This is a genomic window from Planomonospora corallina, from assembly GCF_042650625.1.
GTDB classification, from domain to species: domain Bacteria; phylum Actinomycetota; class Actinomycetes; order Streptosporangiales; family Streptosporangiaceae; genus Planomonospora_B; species Planomonospora_B corallina.
The window spans coordinates 108,367-123,565 of record NZ_JBHSBM010000075.1; the positions used below are offsets into that span (position 1 = coordinate 108,367).

General features: G+C 73.6%; 17 protein-coding genes. 8 read left to right on the forward strand and 9 right to left on the reverse strand.

The annotated features are described in order from the left end of the window. Positions 1 to 44 precede the first annotated feature (44 nt). Genes ACFOWE_RS32430 through ACFOWE_RS32440 form a run of 3 tightly spaced genes read right to left on the reverse strand, consistent with a single transcriptional unit; the run spans position 45 to position 2,987 of the window. Positions 45 to 1,154, reverse strand: coding sequence for a winged helix DNA-binding domain-containing protein (locus tag ACFOWE_RS32430; protein ID WP_377294634.1), 1,110 nt, complete (start codon positions 1,152 to 1,154; stop codon positions 45 to 47). Between the two features lie 10 nt (positions 1,155 to 1,164). Further along, the gene (locus tag ACFOWE_RS32435) at positions 1,165 to 1,581 is read right to left on the reverse strand and encodes a hypothetical protein (RefSeq protein WP_377294636.1); all 417 of its coding nucleotides are present in this window, start codon (positions 1,579 to 1,581) and stop codon (positions 1,165 to 1,167) included. A 5-nt stretch (positions 1,582 to 1,586) separates the two neighbouring features. Beyond that, positions 1,587 to 2,987 carry an MFS transporter gene (locus ACFOWE_RS32440; RefSeq protein ID WP_377294804.1) on the reverse strand — a complete coding sequence of 467 codons (1,401 nt, stop codon included), beginning with the start codon at positions 2,985 to 2,987 and terminating at the stop codon, positions 1,587 to 1,589. A gap of 77 nt (positions 2,988 to 3,064) precedes the next feature. On the opposite strand from ACFOWE_RS32440, the gene ACFOWE_RS32445 reads away from it, so the two are divergent. Then, complete coding sequence (locus ACFOWE_RS32445; protein WP_377294638.1) at positions 3,065 to 4,150, forward strand: GlxA family transcriptional regulator; 1,086 nt, start codon at positions 3,065 to 3,067, stop codon at positions 4,148 to 4,150. Here the strand turns inward: ACFOWE_RS32445 and ACFOWE_RS32450 are convergent. The 4 genes from ACFOWE_RS32450 to ACFOWE_RS32465 form a co-directional block, all read right to left on the reverse strand. Continuing rightward, a complete protein-coding gene (locus ACFOWE_RS32450) occupies positions 4,113 to 4,598 on the reverse strand; it encodes a GNAT family N-acetyltransferase (RefSeq protein WP_377294640.1) in 486 nt (161 codons plus the stop codon). The two genes, ACFOWE_RS32445 and ACFOWE_RS32450, sit on opposite strands and share 38 nt — an antisense overlap. Before the next feature lie 169 nt (positions 4,599 to 4,767). Further along, positions 4,768 to 5,154, reverse strand: coding sequence for a hypothetical protein (locus ACFOWE_RS32455; RefSeq protein WP_377294642.1), 387 nt, complete (start codon positions 5,152 to 5,154; stop codon positions 4,768 to 4,770). 2 nt (positions 5,155 to 5,156) lie between these two features. Continuing rightward, complete coding sequence (locus tag ACFOWE_RS32460) at positions 5,157 to 5,573, reverse strand: hypothetical protein (RefSeq protein ID WP_377294644.1); 417 nt, start codon at positions 5,571 to 5,573, stop codon at positions 5,157 to 5,159. Between the two features lie 107 nt (positions 5,574 to 5,680). Continuing rightward, positions 5,681 to 6,328: a hypothetical protein gene (locus ACFOWE_RS32465; RefSeq protein WP_377294646.1), complete on the reverse strand. Its 648-nt coding sequence runs from the start codon at positions 6,326 to 6,328 to the stop codon at positions 5,681 to 5,683. Positions 6,329 to 6,652: 324 nt separating this feature from the next. Here ACFOWE_RS32465 and ACFOWE_RS32470 point away from each other — a divergent pair, with 324 nt between their 5' ends. Then, a complete protein-coding gene (locus ACFOWE_RS32470) occupies positions 6,653 to 7,708 on the forward strand; it encodes a DUF4872 domain-containing protein (protein ID WP_377294648.1) in 1,056 nt (351 codons plus the stop codon). Between the two features lie 50 nt (positions 7,709 to 7,758). Here ACFOWE_RS32470 and ACFOWE_RS32475 read toward each other — a convergent pair whose 3' ends face one another. Further along, entirely contained in the window at positions 7,759 to 8,622 is an 864-nt protein-coding gene (locus ACFOWE_RS32475) for an NUDIX hydrolase (protein WP_377294650.1), read from the reverse strand. Positions 8,623 to 8,735: 113 nt separating this feature from the next. On the opposite strand from ACFOWE_RS32475, the gene ACFOWE_RS32480 reads away from it, so the two are divergent. From ACFOWE_RS32480 to ACFOWE_RS32505, 6 genes are all read left to right on the forward strand, one after another. Further along, a complete protein-coding gene (locus ACFOWE_RS32480) occupies positions 8,736 to 9,458 on the forward strand; it encodes a hypothetical protein (RefSeq protein WP_377294652.1) in 723 nt (240 codons plus the stop codon). Then, complete coding sequence (locus ACFOWE_RS32485) at positions 9,448 to 10,224, forward strand: hypothetical protein (protein ID WP_377294654.1); 777 nt, start codon at positions 9,448 to 9,450, stop codon at positions 10,222 to 10,224. The genes ACFOWE_RS32480 and ACFOWE_RS32485 overlap by 11 nt, the downstream gene beginning before the upstream one ends. A gap of 46 nt (positions 10,225 to 10,270) precedes the next feature. Next, on the forward strand, positions 10,271 to 10,669 hold the full coding sequence (locus tag ACFOWE_RS32490) for an RDD family protein (RefSeq protein WP_377294656.1): 399 nt from the start codon (positions 10,271 to 10,273) through the stop codon (positions 10,667 to 10,669). A gap of 225 nt (positions 10,670 to 10,894) precedes the next feature. Then, positions 10,895 to 11,137, forward strand: coding sequence for a hypothetical protein (locus tag ACFOWE_RS32495; protein ID WP_377294658.1), 243 nt, complete (start codon positions 10,895 to 10,897; stop codon positions 11,135 to 11,137). Positions 11,138 to 11,279: 142 nt separating this feature from the next. Beyond that, the gene (gene ligA, locus ACFOWE_RS32500) at positions 11,280 to 13,364 is read left to right on the forward strand and encodes an NAD-dependent DNA ligase LigA (RefSeq protein WP_377294660.1); all 2,085 of its coding nucleotides are present in this window, start codon (positions 11,280 to 11,282) and stop codon (positions 13,362 to 13,364) included. Between the two features lie 312 nt (positions 13,365 to 13,676). Then, positions 13,677 to 14,069: a hypothetical protein gene (locus ACFOWE_RS32505; RefSeq protein ID WP_377294662.1), complete on the forward strand. Its 393-nt coding sequence runs from the start codon at positions 13,677 to 13,679 to the stop codon at positions 14,067 to 14,069. Between the two features lie 236 nt (positions 14,070 to 14,305). Here ACFOWE_RS32505 and ACFOWE_RS32510 read toward each other — a convergent pair whose 3' ends face one another. After that, positions 14,306 to 14,992 carry a M15 family metallopeptidase gene (locus ACFOWE_RS32510; RefSeq protein WP_377294664.1) on the reverse strand — a complete coding sequence of 229 codons (687 nt, stop codon included), beginning with the start codon at positions 14,990 to 14,992 and terminating at the stop codon, positions 14,306 to 14,308. Positions 14,993 to 15,199 lie beyond the last annotated feature (207 nt).

Here is a 15,199-nt window from a genome sequence, read left to right on the forward strand (position 1 = left end):
AGGCTCTGCCGCCGGAGACGGGACGCTCCGGGAGGCTTCTCCGGTCAGTCCGCGACCGGGTCGAGGCGGACGTCGTGCGTGCGCGCCGCGGGGGCGGCGAAGGCGAGCAGGCGCATGCCCTCCTCCTCCACCGCCGAGGCGTCGTCGCCGGAGAGCTTCGCGAACGGGGTGACGACCACGGCGCCCGGTCGTTCGATCTTCCACATCGCCCGGACGAAGCCGTCCACCAGGACCGTGCCCCGGACGATGCCGTTCTTCGTGACGACTGCGCCCAGCAGGCTCCTGTCGATGATCCGGGAGCGGTCGGCGTGCGACAGGATCGCGTTGTCGTATTCCGCCAGGAACCGGACCGGGGCGGGCGCGTCCGGACCGGGCAGCGGCGCGTCCGGCAGGTCGAGGAGCGTGCGGCCCCGCTCGTCGCGGAACGTGCGCAGCTCCAGCCGGGCGCAGATCTCGGCCAGGCCGGTCAGGCCCGACCACTGCTGCATGTCGGCGACCGTCGCGGGACCGAAGGCCGCCAGATAGCGCAGCAGCAGCGGGCCGGGATCCGCCTCGGCGGGGATCGGGCGGCCGAGCCAGCTCTCGATGGCGGCCCAGGCGGGCCGGCTGCTCCTGCCCCAGACGCCCCGGGGCGGCGTCTGCAGCGAGGGCACGACTAACTGGGCGATGCGGGCGAGCTCCGCGGGCTCGCACTCCGGCCAGCGCGGAGCGAGCAGCTCGCCCAGCTCCTTGATCCCGCGAGGTTCGGCGAGCAGTTCCCGGGCCGCCTCCGCGAACCCGGCCAGGTCGGGGATCTTCTCCAGCTCCGCGGCGCGCTCCGGGTTCGCGCGGAGCGCGCGGTCGATCATCGGCGCCGTCACCCGCCGCAGGACCAGGCAGTCGTCGGCGGTCACGAGGTGGACGGTGCACCGCATGAGATTGGCCCGGACCACCCGGCGGTCCAGGATCAGCCGGGCCAGGTCGTCCGGCTCGAAGCCCTTCAGCCGCGACCAGAGCCCGAAGTACGGCGGCGCCGGCTGCTGCGCCTGCAGGCCGACCAGGTGGCGCAGGACGTCCTCCACGCCGGACTGCGCCCGCTCGCTCAGGAGCTGCCGCTCCAGGAACGCCCGGTTGAGTTCGCGACGGCTCAGGACCTTCCCGCGGCTGGACATCATGATCACCACTCTACGCGGCGGGAGCGCCCTCCTGTAGGTCTGTGGGATCCGTGGACCCACAGCGTCCGTTGCGGTGGATCGCTCGGTCCGGCACGTGGGACAGGGGTCGATCGGTGTCCAGATCGGAGATCACGGCGAGGACGACGATCTGCATCACGTCCATCTCGTGCGGGTGCCCGACCTGTTCGATCAAATCTTCGCGTGCCGGTGTCCGCATGCTGTCGATCGCCGCGTATCCTCCACCGGACAGGGGGACGCTGTACCCGTGGGAGTCCACCAGGGTTCGGACCGGGGCCGCGGACACCGCTCCGGCTTGCCGGTTGCAGACCTCTCCCGAGAGCAGGACGACCTGTTCGCCGCCGTGGACAGGATGCTCGGCGGCCCACAGCTCGCCGGCGTTCACGGTGCCCGGCGCGTGGCCGAGCACCGTCGTCAGCGCGGCCGGCGCCGGGCGATGGCGATCGACATCACCGCGGCGGCCAGGCAGAGGGCGCCCGCGCCGTACCAGGCGAGGTCGTAGTCACCGGCGTGGTCGCGGACGAGACCGGCGCCGAGGGCGGCGACGGCCGCGCCGACCTGGTGGGAGGCGAACACCCAGCCGAACACCACGCCGCCGTCCGGGCCGTAGATCTGGCGGCAGAGCGCCACGGTGGGCGGTACGGTCGCCACCCAGTCCAGGCCGTAGAAGATGATGAAGACCAGCATGCTGGGCTCGGCGGTCGCGGCGAACAGGCTCGGCAGGACCAGCAGCGACAGGCCGCGCAGCGCGTAGTAGACGCAGAGCAGGATCCGGGAGTCGACCCGGTCGCTCAGCCAGCCGGAGGCCACGGTCCCGGCGATGTCGAAGATCCCGACCAGGGCGAGCAGCCCGGCGGCGGTCGTCTGCGGCATGCCGTGGTCGTGGGCGGCGGGCACGAAGTGGGTGCCGACCAGCCCGTTGGTGCTCATGCCGCAGATCGCGAACCCGCCCGCGAGCAGCCAGAACGGCCCGGTCCGCATGGCGTCGCGCAGCACCCGCAGCGCCCGCGCCGCCGCGCCCGCACCCGCACCCGTGCCCGGCCGGGTCGCCGTACCGGCCATGACCGGGGCAGGGGCCCCGCCGCCGGCCGTACCGCCGACGGGGGCGGGGGCTCCGAGCGCGGTGAGCCCGACCTCCTCGGGGCGGTCGCGGAGCAGGAACCAGACCAGGGGCGCGACGGCGAGGGCGGCCCCGGCCACGGTCAGCGAGGCGACCCGCCAGCCCGGCCCCTGCGCCAGGTGGGCCAGCACCGGCAGGAAGACCAGCTGGCCGGTGGCGCCGCCCGCGGTCAGCACGCCGACGACCAGCCCGCGGTGCCGGACGAACCAGCGATCCGCGACCGTGGCGCCGAAGACCAGGGCCATCGAGCCGGTGCCGAGCCCGACCAGCACGCCCCAGCAGAGCACCAGGTGCCAGCTCGCGGTCATCAGGACGGTGACCCCGCTGCCCACCGCGACCAGCAGCAACGCGAGGGTCACCACGCGCCGCATGCCGAACCGGTCCATCAGGGCGGCGGCGAACGGGGCGGTCAGGCCGTAGAGCATGAGGTTGACGGAGACGGCGAACGAGATCGTCCCCCGGGGCCAGCCGAACTCCTCCTGGAGCGGGGTGATCAGCACACCCGGTGTGGCGCGGAACCCGGCCGCGCCCACGATGGCGACGAAGGCGACGGCCGCCACGATCCAGGCCCGGTGCAGCCGGGACTCGCGCGGCTCACCGTCCGGTCCGGGTCCGGGGGGAGCACCGGGACCGGAGCGGGGAACGGGCCCGGGAGGAGAGGCGGGGGCCGGTTCGGGCGTCGGCTCGGAGGTCAGGGTCATGGGGGAAATGATGGCGGCGGCGGACGGACGGGACGATTGGCCGGATAGCCAACATCTGAAAGAATCCGGCCATGAAGTGGCGACCCCACCGGGTGGCCGTCGTCGTGCTCGACGACTTCGCCACCCTCGACCTCGGTGTGCCCGGCCAGGTGTTCTGGGCCGCCCGGGACTCCGCCGACCGGCACCTGTACGAGGTCGTCACCTGCTCGCCGGGCGGCGCCGCCGTACGGTCCCGGGCCGGATACTCCGTGCTGCCCGACCACGACCTGGACGTGCTGGAGACGGCCGGCACCGTTCTCGTCCCCGGCGTCCACGACGGCCCGGCGCTGACCGACGGGACCGTCCCCGGCCCCCTGCGGGACGCGTTGCGCGCGGCGGCCGGGCACGCCCGCGTCATGTCGATCTGCACGGGCGCGTTCGTGCTGGCCGCGGCCGGGCTGCTCGACGGCCGGCCCGCCACCACCCACTGGCGCCATGCGGCGTGCTTCCGCTCGCTCTTCCCCCGGGTACGGCTCGACCCCGACGTGCTGTTCATCGACGACGGCGACCTGCTCACCTCCGCCGGGGTCGCCGCCGGGATCGACCTGTGCCTGCACGTGATCCGCCGCGACCACGGCAGCGAGGTGGCCAACCGGGCGGCCCGGCGCTGCGTCGTCGCCCCCTGGCGGGACGGCGGGCAGGCGCAGTTCGTCGAGCGGCCGCTGCCCGACCCCGCCGAGACGACCACCGCGCGGACCCGGGCGTGGATGCTGGAGCACCTGGACGAACCGCTCGACCTGGCCGGCCTGGCCGCGCACGCGCGGATGAGCGTGCGCACGTTCACCCGGCGCTTCCGTGAGGAGACCGGCCTCAGCCCGGCCCGCTGGCTCACCGGCCAGCGGGTCGAGCACGCCAGGCACCTGCTGGAGTCCACCGACCTGCCGGTGGACCAGGTGGCCCGGCGGGCGGGCTTCGGCACGGCCGTCTCGCTCCGCCAGCACCTGCACGCCGCCGTCGGCCTCGCCCCCCTCGCCTACCGGCGCGCGTTCAAGACACCGCTCTGGCCTGCGCGGCCGTCGAGTCCGAGGACGGGAACCGAGAGCGGGCCGGCGGCACGGGCTCCGGCCGCCGCCCGCTCCCTCACAGCGGCTGGTCGAGCAGGCGCCGCATCGGGGTGAAGCCGGACGCCCGGTAGAAGGCCAGCGCCTCGGTGTTGAAGTCCCAGACGTCCGTGACGAACCGCCTGCACCCGGCCTCCCTGCCCGCCGCGCGTACGGCCTCCAGCAGCGCGGTCGCGACTCCCTGCCGGGCCGCCCGCGGGTCCACCGCCAGGTGCTCCAGGGTGATGTGGGAGTCGGCGGCCATGAGGACGTTCGCGGCGCGGTGGTGGACGGTCGCCATCGCGTACCCGGCGGCCGTGCCGCCGGGGAGCTCGGCGATGAGGATCCGGACGTCGTCCCGGCCGAGCTGCCTGCGGAACCCGTCGGCGAGCTCGCCGGCCGGCGGGTCCTTCCGGTAGAGGTCCGGCCGGTGCTCGGCGTGCATGTCGTGCACGAAGCGGTTCAGCTCCGCGAGCAGGGCGGCGTCGTCGGGGGTCGCCGGGCGGATCACCGGGGGTCGTCGCACGGGAGGCTCCTCACGGGACGGGGCGTGCGGGAAACCCTAGATCACGCAGGGCGGGCATGTCGTGGGGAATACGGGGCGGCCCGTCGCCCGCGGGTCTCCCGCCCGTGCGCCCGCCCGTGCGCCGGCCCGTGCGCCGGCCCGTGCACCGGGCCCGTGCATGGCCGGCGGCCTACGGCAGGGCGTCGATCGTGACGTGCGGGTCGTAGACCACGAGCTGCTCGCCCCGGTCGGTCAGGATCGGCCACCGGGTGTGCCGGGCGCACCAGATGACGTGGCCCGCGGTGACGTCCCGCGAGCCGTCGAGGATCTCCGCGATGTCGCCGACCTTGCCGGCGGTGAAGTCGTCGACCGTCACCCCGGGGGTCGAGACCAGCTCGAACAGCTCCACCTGGGTGGAGAGCGGGGCGATGGAGTAGACGGCGGCCAGGGCGGTGGCGGGGACGCAGATGCCGCCCCCGCTGCTCAGGCAGGTCGCCGCGACGGCCCGTGCGTACTTGGTCTTGGCGACGGCGATGTCGATCAGCGCGCTGACGTCGAGGACCCGGCCGGGAAGCATGGTCAGATCCTACGGTTGCGGCGTGCGCTGATCTGCCCCCATTCCTCGTCGGAGAGGCGGGCGACGCCGAGCGCGTCGGCCGCCGCGTCGAGGTCCTCGCGGTTCAGGTCCCAGCGATGGATCAGCGCGATGACGTGCGGCTTGTTGCCGATCTCCCGCTGCACGGCCGCGCGGACGACGTCGGCGACACGTTTGCCGTCCGCCAGGGCCTTGCGGGTCAGCGCCTCGTAGTCGGCCCGGTCCAGCTCGATGGTGACGGAGGTCGGCGAACCATGGACGTCGCTCTCCGGCTCGTCCCCGCGGGGCTGCCGGTGGGCCAGCCATACCGGGACCACGGGCTCCTCCGCACCGCTCTGCCCACCGGGTCGCGACGTGCCCGGCTCGTCGTCATCACGCCGTGACGGCAGGGGGAAGGCCATGGATCCGACAGTAGCCGCGAACGTCCCGGCGCGGCAGTCCTTTGCGGGACGGCCCTTCTTCGGGCGGGGTGCGGGGAAGGGCGCCGCTCCCGGGCCGCACGGCCGGTTCAGCCGGGCGGGGAGACGCCGGAGGACGGAGCGAGGGGAGCGCCGGTGGACGGAGCGAGGGGAGCGCCGCAGGCGCCGGCGGTCCGGCGTTCCGCGAGGATCCGGTCGACGCCCTTGGACCGGTACTCCTGCAACTCCTCAGGCGGAGGGACGTACCGCCATGAGCCGTCCTCGTGGACGAACTCGTAGTCGTAGGGGGTCTGGTCGGTGGTCCGGGTCGCGGTCACCAGCGCGCCGTCCCCGGCGACGGTGACCTCGCCGACGCTGAACGACGAGCCGGGGACGAGCTGCGGGCAGAGCTGGAACAGGCGCACATAGTCCTCGCGGGTGATCGCCGAACGGGCCTCGGTGCTCCAGGAGTCCCAGAACTCGCCGGACGCCCCGCCGGCGTAGGCGTCGAACGAGGCCTCGGCGGCCTGCCGTACGGACTCCTCCGACCCCTCTGGCGTCCAGGGCTCCCCGGGGTCCGGCGCCTGCGAGGTGGTCTCCGCGGAGGACGGGGAGCCGTGGGCCGCGGGCGGCTCCAGGGCCATGGACACGGCGACGGCCGTCCCGATGATCAGGCCGGTGACCATGAGGACGATCACGGCCAGGCCGCGGCCCGTCTCACCTGCGGACGGCGGGCCGTACTGCGGCGGGTAACCCACTTCGGTCTCCGGAGCCGGTGGGACGCGGATGCAGGTGATCGTAACGCCGACCGCCTCCCAGCGGCCACGGAGGCGGCGGACCGTCCGTCACCGGCCCACCGCCGGGCCCACCGCCGGCCCGGTGGTGGGCCCGGCGGCCCGGTGGTGGCCGCGCACGGCGGCCGGACGGTAATCTCGGGCCGGGCGCCGCCTCGCGCCCGACCTCCTGAGTCCGCGCCCACGCCGCGGGCCCGCGCGGAGGCGGAGGGGATCGATGTCCTCGAAGGCGCAGTCGGTTCTTTCCGGTCCTCGACCTGTACGGCGAGCGGGCACGGAGCCCGGCTGGTGCCCGGTCTCGGCGAGGCCATGCTCCTCGGGCTCGGCGGCGGCATCGGGTTCATGTACGCGGTCTTCGAGTACCGGGGCCACCACCCGATGGTGACCGTCGTCGCCCAGGCGCACCCCGAGCCGATCGTCCCCGCGGCCCTGGCCCGGGCCGGGGTCGGGCACGAGATCCGGCAGACCGGATCGGCCCGGGTGGCCGAGCGGAACCTGCGGGAGGTCCTCGGCTCAGGCCGGGCGGCGATCTGCCGGATCGGCCGGTTCGCCCTGCCGTGGCGACCGGGACCGGCGTTCCCCGACCCGCTGGAGGTGGCGGTCACCGGGATCGACGGCGGCGAGGTGACCGTCGAGGACGCGTGCGCGGAGCCGGACCGGCTCCCCGCCGGGGAGTTCATGGCCGCCTGGTCCTCGCTGCGCAAGGGCAGGCATCACCTCGTCGCGGTCACCGGTCCGGCCACCGCCGACCCGGTGCGGGCCGTACGCGGGGCCGTCGAGGAGACGGTCGCCAGGCTCACCGGGCCGGCCCTCGGCACGGGCTTCGACGTCAACTTCGGGCTGTCGGGCATGGACCGCCTGGCCCGGCAGCTCGGCGACGCGAAGGGGCGGACGGGCTGGGCGCGGCGGTTCGCCGATCCGGAGGCGTTCTTCACCGCGATGACCAGGCTGCACGCGTGCCTGGAGAACGAGTACACCGCGCCCGGTGCGACCCGGCCGCTGTACGCGGACTTCCTGGACGAGGCGGCCGGGCTCCTCGGCGGTACGGCGTGCGGCCGGGCGGCCGGGCTCTACCGCGAAGCCGGCCGGCTCTGGTCGCAGGTCGCCTCCCGGGCGGTCGAGCCGTTCCCCCGGCACCGCGCGCTCGTGCGGGAGAGGGCCGAACTGCTGCACACCCGGGGATCGCGGGCCGCCGATCGGTTGCGGGAGCTCGCCGGGGAGACCGCGTACGAGATGCCGCTGGACGAGGAGGGCAGAGCCGATCTGCTGGCGGAGCTGGCAGGTCTGGTCGCGCAGGCCGTACAGGTCGAGGAAGAGGCGGTGCGGGCACTGCGGCAGGTCTGAGGCGGACCGTTCCCCGGCCCCGGCTCCGGAGCTCCGGAGACCGGGAGGGGTCAGAGCTGGGAGAGCAGCCACCTCGGTCCGGTGACCTCCGCACCGAGGGCGGTGACACGCTCGCGCAGGGCGCGGTCGGCGGTGACGACGAGCACGTGCTCCCAGGCGGCCGTCTCCTCCACGGCGCGCACGATGGCGTCGTCCCCGCTGCCCGGGGCGGCCACCACGGTGACGCCGGGCGGCGCGGCCACCCCGCGGGCGGCGCCCTCGACGACCGTGACGGTGCGGGGGAACCAGCGGGTCAGCGCGGGCAGACGCTCCGGCACGGTGCGCAGCCCGCCGCCGGCGAGGGCGGCGACCTCGGAGAGCAGCTTGGCGGTGGCCCCGGCACGGTCCCTCCACCATCCGTGCTCGGCACGGGCGCCGACGATGTTGGCGGCGCCGAGGACGAGCACGAGGGGGGCGAGCGCCGCCCGGATCGCGGGCCAGGTCTCGGCGAAGCCGGGATGGAGGTCGCGGGCGGCGACCTCCTCGGCGGGCAGCCAGCGCAGGTCGTCGCTCTCACTGTTGCCCGGTACGGCGTGCAGCAGCCCCTCGGCCTCGGCGATCACCGTCTCGAAGGTCCAGCCGCCGTGGTCGTCCAGGTAGACGCCCTGGACGCGCAGGCCCTCACCGTGCAGGGAGGCCTCCTCCCGGGCCTCGCGGAGCGCACCGGTGATGGCGTCCTCGTGGCTGTCGCGGGCGCCGCCGGGCAGGCCCCAGGTGCCGCCGTGGTGGCTCCACAGGGAGCGCTTCTGCATCAGGACGTGGGGTGTGCCCTCGGCGTCGTGGTGCACGGCGAGCAGCCCGGACGCGCCGTACACGCCCCAGTGCCGGTGTCCGCGGCCGCACTGCGCCCAGCCGTCGCCATCCCCGACCGTCATAGCGTCCATGATGCCTCACCTGGGGTTGTGTCCCGCGAGGGCCGTCTGGGAGTGTCATCGCCCGGGTCGCTCCTTTCCTGGTGAGGTGATGCACTGCCGAGTACCATTTCGCCGTGATCGCGAAAATCGCAGTGTGTGCGGTGGTCGGCATCCCCACGGCACTTCTGTGCGGCGCTGTGGTCTTCGCGGCGAGATCGGCTCCGCTTCTCGGCCGGTACGGCCAGCTTCTCGGCCGGTACGGCCACGTCCGCAGAGACCGCCTGGCCCTGGGGGCGGCACTGTCGGCGCTCGGTGTCGCGGTGGTGGCGCTCACCGCGTGGTCCACGCACGAGGACCAGCACTATGACGACTTCGGGTCGGCGATGACCGTCCTGGCGGGCGTGGTGAGCGGTGCGTTGGCGATCTTCGGTCTGGGTTTCTTCGTGCCATGGCTGATGGGAGTGCTCGGACGGAACACCGCGCGGCTGCCGCGGGCGTTCCGGGCGGCGGCCCGCCACCTGGCCGACAGGTCCTACCGGACCGCTCCCGGTGTGGCGATGACGATGGCCGCGACCGCCGTCGCGGTCGCGGTGCTGATCATCGGGTCCGCCGTGGCGGCGCAGGACAGGACGTACTACCGGCCTGCGGCCCGGATGGGCGCGCTTGTCGTGGGAGGGTTCCCGGGGGACCAGGCCGCCGCCGTGCGGGCGGCGGTCCGGCATGAACTGCCCGGTGTGCCCGTTACGGAGAGCGGCAGCGTGAGCGGGCCCGGTTTCATCGCTGTGGAGACCGCGCACTCCGTCTACGAGGAATACGAGCACCCCTGTGGCGATCCGGATTCCCCCCATGGGGTGTGAGGCGATCTACATCGGTGACCGGACGCTGCTCCGCTACCTCACCGGAGACCCGTCGGCCCCCTACGACGAGGGCACGGCCGTGGTGGTCACCACCGAGGGCGGAGAAACCGGCTCGGTGGAGATCCGGTACCACGGTGCCGAGGCCGACCGTCCGCCGCTCACCGGAACCATCCCGGCGATCACCGTCAGGCCCGCCGATCCCCGGGTGGGCGGGGTCTTCCTCCCCGCAGATGCCGTGCGGGGTCTCGGTGTCCGCCTGGAGCCGGATCATCTGATCATCGACCCTTCTCTCCACCGGACCTCGGCGGCCGAGCGGGAGCGGATCGAGCACCGATTGGAGGAGGCCGGGTTCACCTACGTCGAACGGGGATACCGGACTCCGACCGGCTGGCGGTACGCCGTAGCGGTTCTGCTCCTCCTCGCCCTGGCCGGCGCGCTGATCGCGGCCCGCGAGGCCGGATCGGAGCGTGTTCTGCTCCGGATCAGCGGAGGCTCGGCCACGCCCTCGCGGACCCTGCGATCCCTCGTCGCCTCCCGGGCGGCCTGCGGAACGGTGCTGGGCGTGTCCGCAGGCTGTGTCATCGGCCTGCTCCTGGCGTGGCCCATGACCACCTCGTACGACTGGGATCCGCCTCCGCGGGTGTCCTTCGAGACCCCGTGGGCGCTGATCGCCGCCATGGCCGCCGGGCTCCCCGCGCTCGCCGCGGTGAGCGCGGCCGTCCTCCCGCCCCGCTGGACGATCCGTACGGATCTCCCCGCCGGATGATCCGTACGGCTCCGCGATCCAGGACGGAACCGGCACAATCCTCAGGGTGATCCGACCTGCCCCCCTCCGCCTGCGCATTCCCGCCGCGGTCCTGGACATCGCCCTGGTGCTCGTCGTCGTCGGAGGCGTCGGGACGGCCGTCGGCACGTCCTGGGGCTTCCTGGCAGCCCTGGTCCCCGCCCATCTCTACCTCTGGCTGCCCCACGCCCGCACCGGCCAGACCCTCGGCAAACGGCTGATGAGGATCAAGGTCGTCTCCATGGAGACCGGGGGTCCGCCGTCGTCGCAGGCGGCCGCGACCAGATCAGGACTCCTCCTCGCCACCCTGCTGGTCCCGGTGTTCGGCTGGCTCGCCGGCCTCGTCAACGTGGCGTACCTGCTCTGGAGCGACAAGCGGCTCTGCCACCACGACCGCCTCGCGGACACGATCGTGGTGCGGTGCTGAGGGGAGGCCGCGGCCGTCCGGCCGGCGGTGGGCCGTACCCGACCGGTGCCGAACGGCCGCGCCGGTCCGCTCCGGCACGCGGGACCGACGGCACGGCCGGTCCGGGAGCCGGGGCGTGAACCGGAAGGAGGACGTCCAGGCTCCGGGGGATCCGTCCGGCGGCGGACACGGAATCAAGGCTCACCTTGACGACCGGGGAAGGGCCCGGTCTCTACCGTCTGTTCCATGGTTTTCAGCACGAACACGCTCCGCCGCGCCGCCGTAGGCGTCGGCCTCGTCCTCACTGCCCTCGCCTTCCCGGCCACCGCGCAGGCGGCCACGGCGCAGACCGCCACCCCGGCGGTCACCGCCACGGAGGCGAGATTGGTCGGCCCCTTCACCACTTATTACTGGTGCTCTCTGTACACCGGTGGCAAGTACGGCTCCTGCGTCTACGTGAACGGCCGTTGGTACGCGCGGGTCCCGTAACCGGTACATGAAAGGAGGCCCTCGGAGCCGCGAAGCGCTCCGGGGGCCTCGTGCCGTTCCTCCGTGGCGAGGGCTCCTGAGGGTGGGCGGGAGCAGCGGCGGCGTGACGGAAAATGTCGGTTCTGAACGACATGATGCATTTGTGAATGACGCGCCCCCCATCACCGTCCTCAGCGACCAGACCGCCTACGCCGCCGCCGTGCAGACGGCCGCCGACGCGGCCGCCGCCTACTACGGCGACGGCACCTCCCGGCTCGACGACGACGCCTACGACCGGCTGGTGCGCGGCATCGCGGACTACGAGGCGGCCCATCCCGAGCAGGTGCTGCCCGGCTCTCCCACCGGCAAGGTCGCCGGCGGCGCGGTGACCGGCGACGTCCCCCACACGGTGCCGATGCTCAGCCTCGACAACGTCTTCGACGCCACCGGCCTGGCCCGGTGGGTGGACGGGCTGGAGCGCCGCCTGGGCCGTACGGTCACCGCCTGGAGCGTGGAGCCGAAGTTCGACGGCCTCGCGGTCTCGGCCCGCTACCGCGCCGGCCGCCTGGTCCAGCTCGTCACCCGCGGCGACGGCAGCGCCGGAGAGGACGTCAGCCACGCGATCGGCACGATCACCGGTCTGCCCGGGCGCCTGGCCGCGCCGGTCACGGTGGAGATCCGCGGCGAGGTCATGATGACGGGCGAGCAGTTCGAGGACGCCTGCGCCAAGCGGCGGGCCCACGACGGCACCACGTTCGCCAACCCGCGCAGCGCCGCCGCCGGCACCTTGCGCGCCCAGGACCGGCCGTACGTGTGCGAGCTGACCTTCTTCGGCTACGGCGCGCTGCCGCTGCCCCCGGACGACGCCTCCGACCTGGCCGAGCGGCTGCGCACGCTGCCGCACAGCCAGATCATGGACCTGGTCGCGGAGCTCGGCGTGGCCACCGCCGCCGGCACGCCGGTCGCCGGGATCGTCGCCGCGGACAGGGAGGGGATCCAGGCCCGCGTCGAGCAGATCGCCGCCGCCCGGGCCGGGCTGCCCTTCGGCATCGACGGCATCGTCGTCAAGGCCGACCTGGCCGCCGACCAGGACGAGGCCGGGTCCGGCTCGCGGGCGCCGCGCTGGGCGATCGCCTACAAGCTGCCCGCCACCGAGAAGATCACCAAGCTGGTCGCCGTGGAGTGGGCGGTGGGCCGCACCGGGATCATCGCCCCGCGCGCGGTGCTGGAGCCGGTCGAGCTGGACGGCAGCACCGTCGCCTACGCCACCCTGCACAACCCGGCCGACATCACCCGCCGCGGCCTGATGATCGGTGACTCGGTGACCGTCTACAAGGCCGGCGACGTGATCCCCCGGGTGGAGGCGCCCGTCGTGCACCTGCGTACCGGCGCCGAGCAGCCGATCGCCTTCCCCGAGGTCTGCCCGAACTGCGGTGACGCCATCGACGCCACCCAGGAGCGGTGGCGGTGCGTGCGCGGCCGCTCCTGCCGGGCGCTGGCCTCCATCACCTACGCGGTCGGCCGCGACCAGCTCGACGTCGAGGGACTGGCCGAGTCCCGGATCGTGCAGATGCTGGAGGCCGGGCTCATCGCCGACTTCGCCGACCTGTTCTTCCTCACCCGCGAGCAGATCCTCGGCCTCGAGCGCATGGGCGCCACCAGCACCGACAACCTGCTGGCCGCGATCGACGCGGCCAGGACCCGGCCGCTCAGCCGCGTGTTCTGCGCGCTGGGCGTGCGCGGGACCGGACGGTCCATGAGCCGCCGGATCGCCCGGCACTTCGGCGGCATGGAGGCCGTCCGCGCCGCCACCGCCGAGGAGATCCAGGCCGTGGAGGGGATCGGCCCGGAGAAGGCTCCGCTGGTGGTCGCCGAGCTGGCCGAGCTCGCCCCGCTGATCGACAAGCTGGTCGCGGCGGGCGTCAACATGACCGAGCCCGGTGTCACCGGTGCGTCCGCGGACGCGGCCTCCTCCGGCGGCGAGGAACCGGCCGCCGCGCTGCCGCTGGCGGGCATGTCCGTGGTGGCCACCGGGACGATGACCGGCCCGCTGGGAGAGCTCTCGCGCAACCAGGTCAACGAGCTGATCGAGCGCGCCGGCGGCAAGGCCTCCTCCAGCGTCTCGGCCAGGACCGCGCTGCTGGTCGCGGGCGAGAAGGCCGGATCGAAGAAGGCCAAGGCCGAGAGCCTGGGCGTGCGGATCGTGACCCCGGAGGAGTTCGCCGACCTGGTGCGCGACCACCTGTAGGCGCGGTGTGCCGGGGCTGTACGGCACCCCGGTTCGGGGCCCCGGCGAGCCGCACCGGAGTGGTCGGCCCGGCTCGTCCGGCCGATCCGGGACGGGCCGGGTGGCGGGTGCGATCCCGGTCCAGGGAACGGCCGTTCCATCAGGCGTCCAGGTGGACGGGGTCGGGCGTGACGGGGGGAGAGAGCGCGTTCGAGGCAACCCTCCTTCCGGCCATGGTCGCGAACACGGTGTGGCCTGCGAACCGCCATGACCTATACGCTTGCCCGGCTGTAACACCAATATTGACAAACTCAATAAAAGGGATGGTTCGCAATGAACCCCATCATTGGGCGGCGAATCGCCGTCTTCGCCACCACGATGCTGGCCGCCGCAGGCCTCAGCGTCATCACGGCCGGGCCCGCGGCGGCCAGCGGATGCTCGGCTCCGCCGTGCGGCCGGGTGGAGAACAAGACCAGCACCTACATCAAGGTGCGCTGGAAGAACAACAACAGCGACCCGTGGTCCTACATCACTCTCGCCCCCGGCCAGGGCGCGGGCGGGTTCTGGAACAGCCCCAAGCGGGACATCGACGGCTTCTACGCCCCCAAGAACTGCCGCACCGCGTACTCCGTCCGCGCGGGCAGTCAGTATCACGTCTACGGCGGCTGGGTGAAGGTCAGCTCCAACGAGACGGCCAAGGTGCTGTCCGTCACCTGCCCCGGCTGAACAACCCCGACGACGGCCATGACCACCGGGCCACCGGGCCAACAGGCATTCAGGCCGGTGACCAGCGGGTCTCCGGGGCGGTGGTCATGGCCGCACCGCACTTCCTTCCGGGAATCATGGCCGCACCTCACCCCGGTTCCGGTCTCAGCCGGCCACGGGGCCCGTGTGGTGTCGTCCTCCGGCTCGTCCGGCCCCATGCCCGGCTCCCGTCCGGAGCCGTCGAGCCGGCCCAGATCTCAGCCGCCGCCCTTGCTGAAGTGCTGGTAGTCCTTGACCCCCGACCAGTAGCCGCCCCACTCCCAGCCGAGCCGCTCGAAGGCCTTGACCACCTTGTCGCCGGGATTGATCACGCCGGGGGCGTCCAGCGGGCGCTTGACGAACTTGCGGGCGTTCTTGTGGGCGTACGAGCCGTTCGCGTAGACGTAGGGGTTCTCGCGGGGGTTGATGTCGATGGCCTTGCCGTAGGCGTGCCGGGACCAGCTGGTGGAGTCGGTCGCCGGGCGGCAGTTGAAGGCCGAGGTGTTGTCGGCGTCGATCGAGTCGAAGTCGTCGCCCTTGTAGACGTCGACGAGCACCATCCGGTAGATCGGCCAGCGCCAGCCGTACAGGCGCTTGAAGACCGAGACGATGTCGTCGGCGACGTCCTCGTGCACGACCAGTTCGCCGACGTGCGCCCGGTCGTCGAAGCCCCAGTAGGTCATGGTGATCAGCCGCAGGTCCTTCACCGGGACCGGGCAGCCCTTGCGCCAGGAGTACGGCAGGCGGTCGCGGGAGACGCGGGAGACCTTCGCGGCGAACGGCGGAGGGGCGGCCGGGGTCCGGGTCTGCGCGGGGGACGGCGACGGCGGTCCGGGAGACGGCGTGCCGGGGGAGGCGGTCCCGTCCGGGGTGAGGGACGGGGACGACGGGGACGACGGAGACACAGTGGGTGACGGGGACGCCTCCGGGGAGGTCGGCGCGGACGTGGTGGGTGACGGCGGCACGGGACGGGGAGCGGTCTCCTCGGACGTCGCCGTGGGCGCGGTGACGGGGTCGGTGCCGCCGCAGGAAGCCACTGCCAGGCAGGCCGCGACGACCAGGACGGCCGCCCCGGCGCGCGTCGCCGACGGTGGTGCGGACGGTGTCGCGAA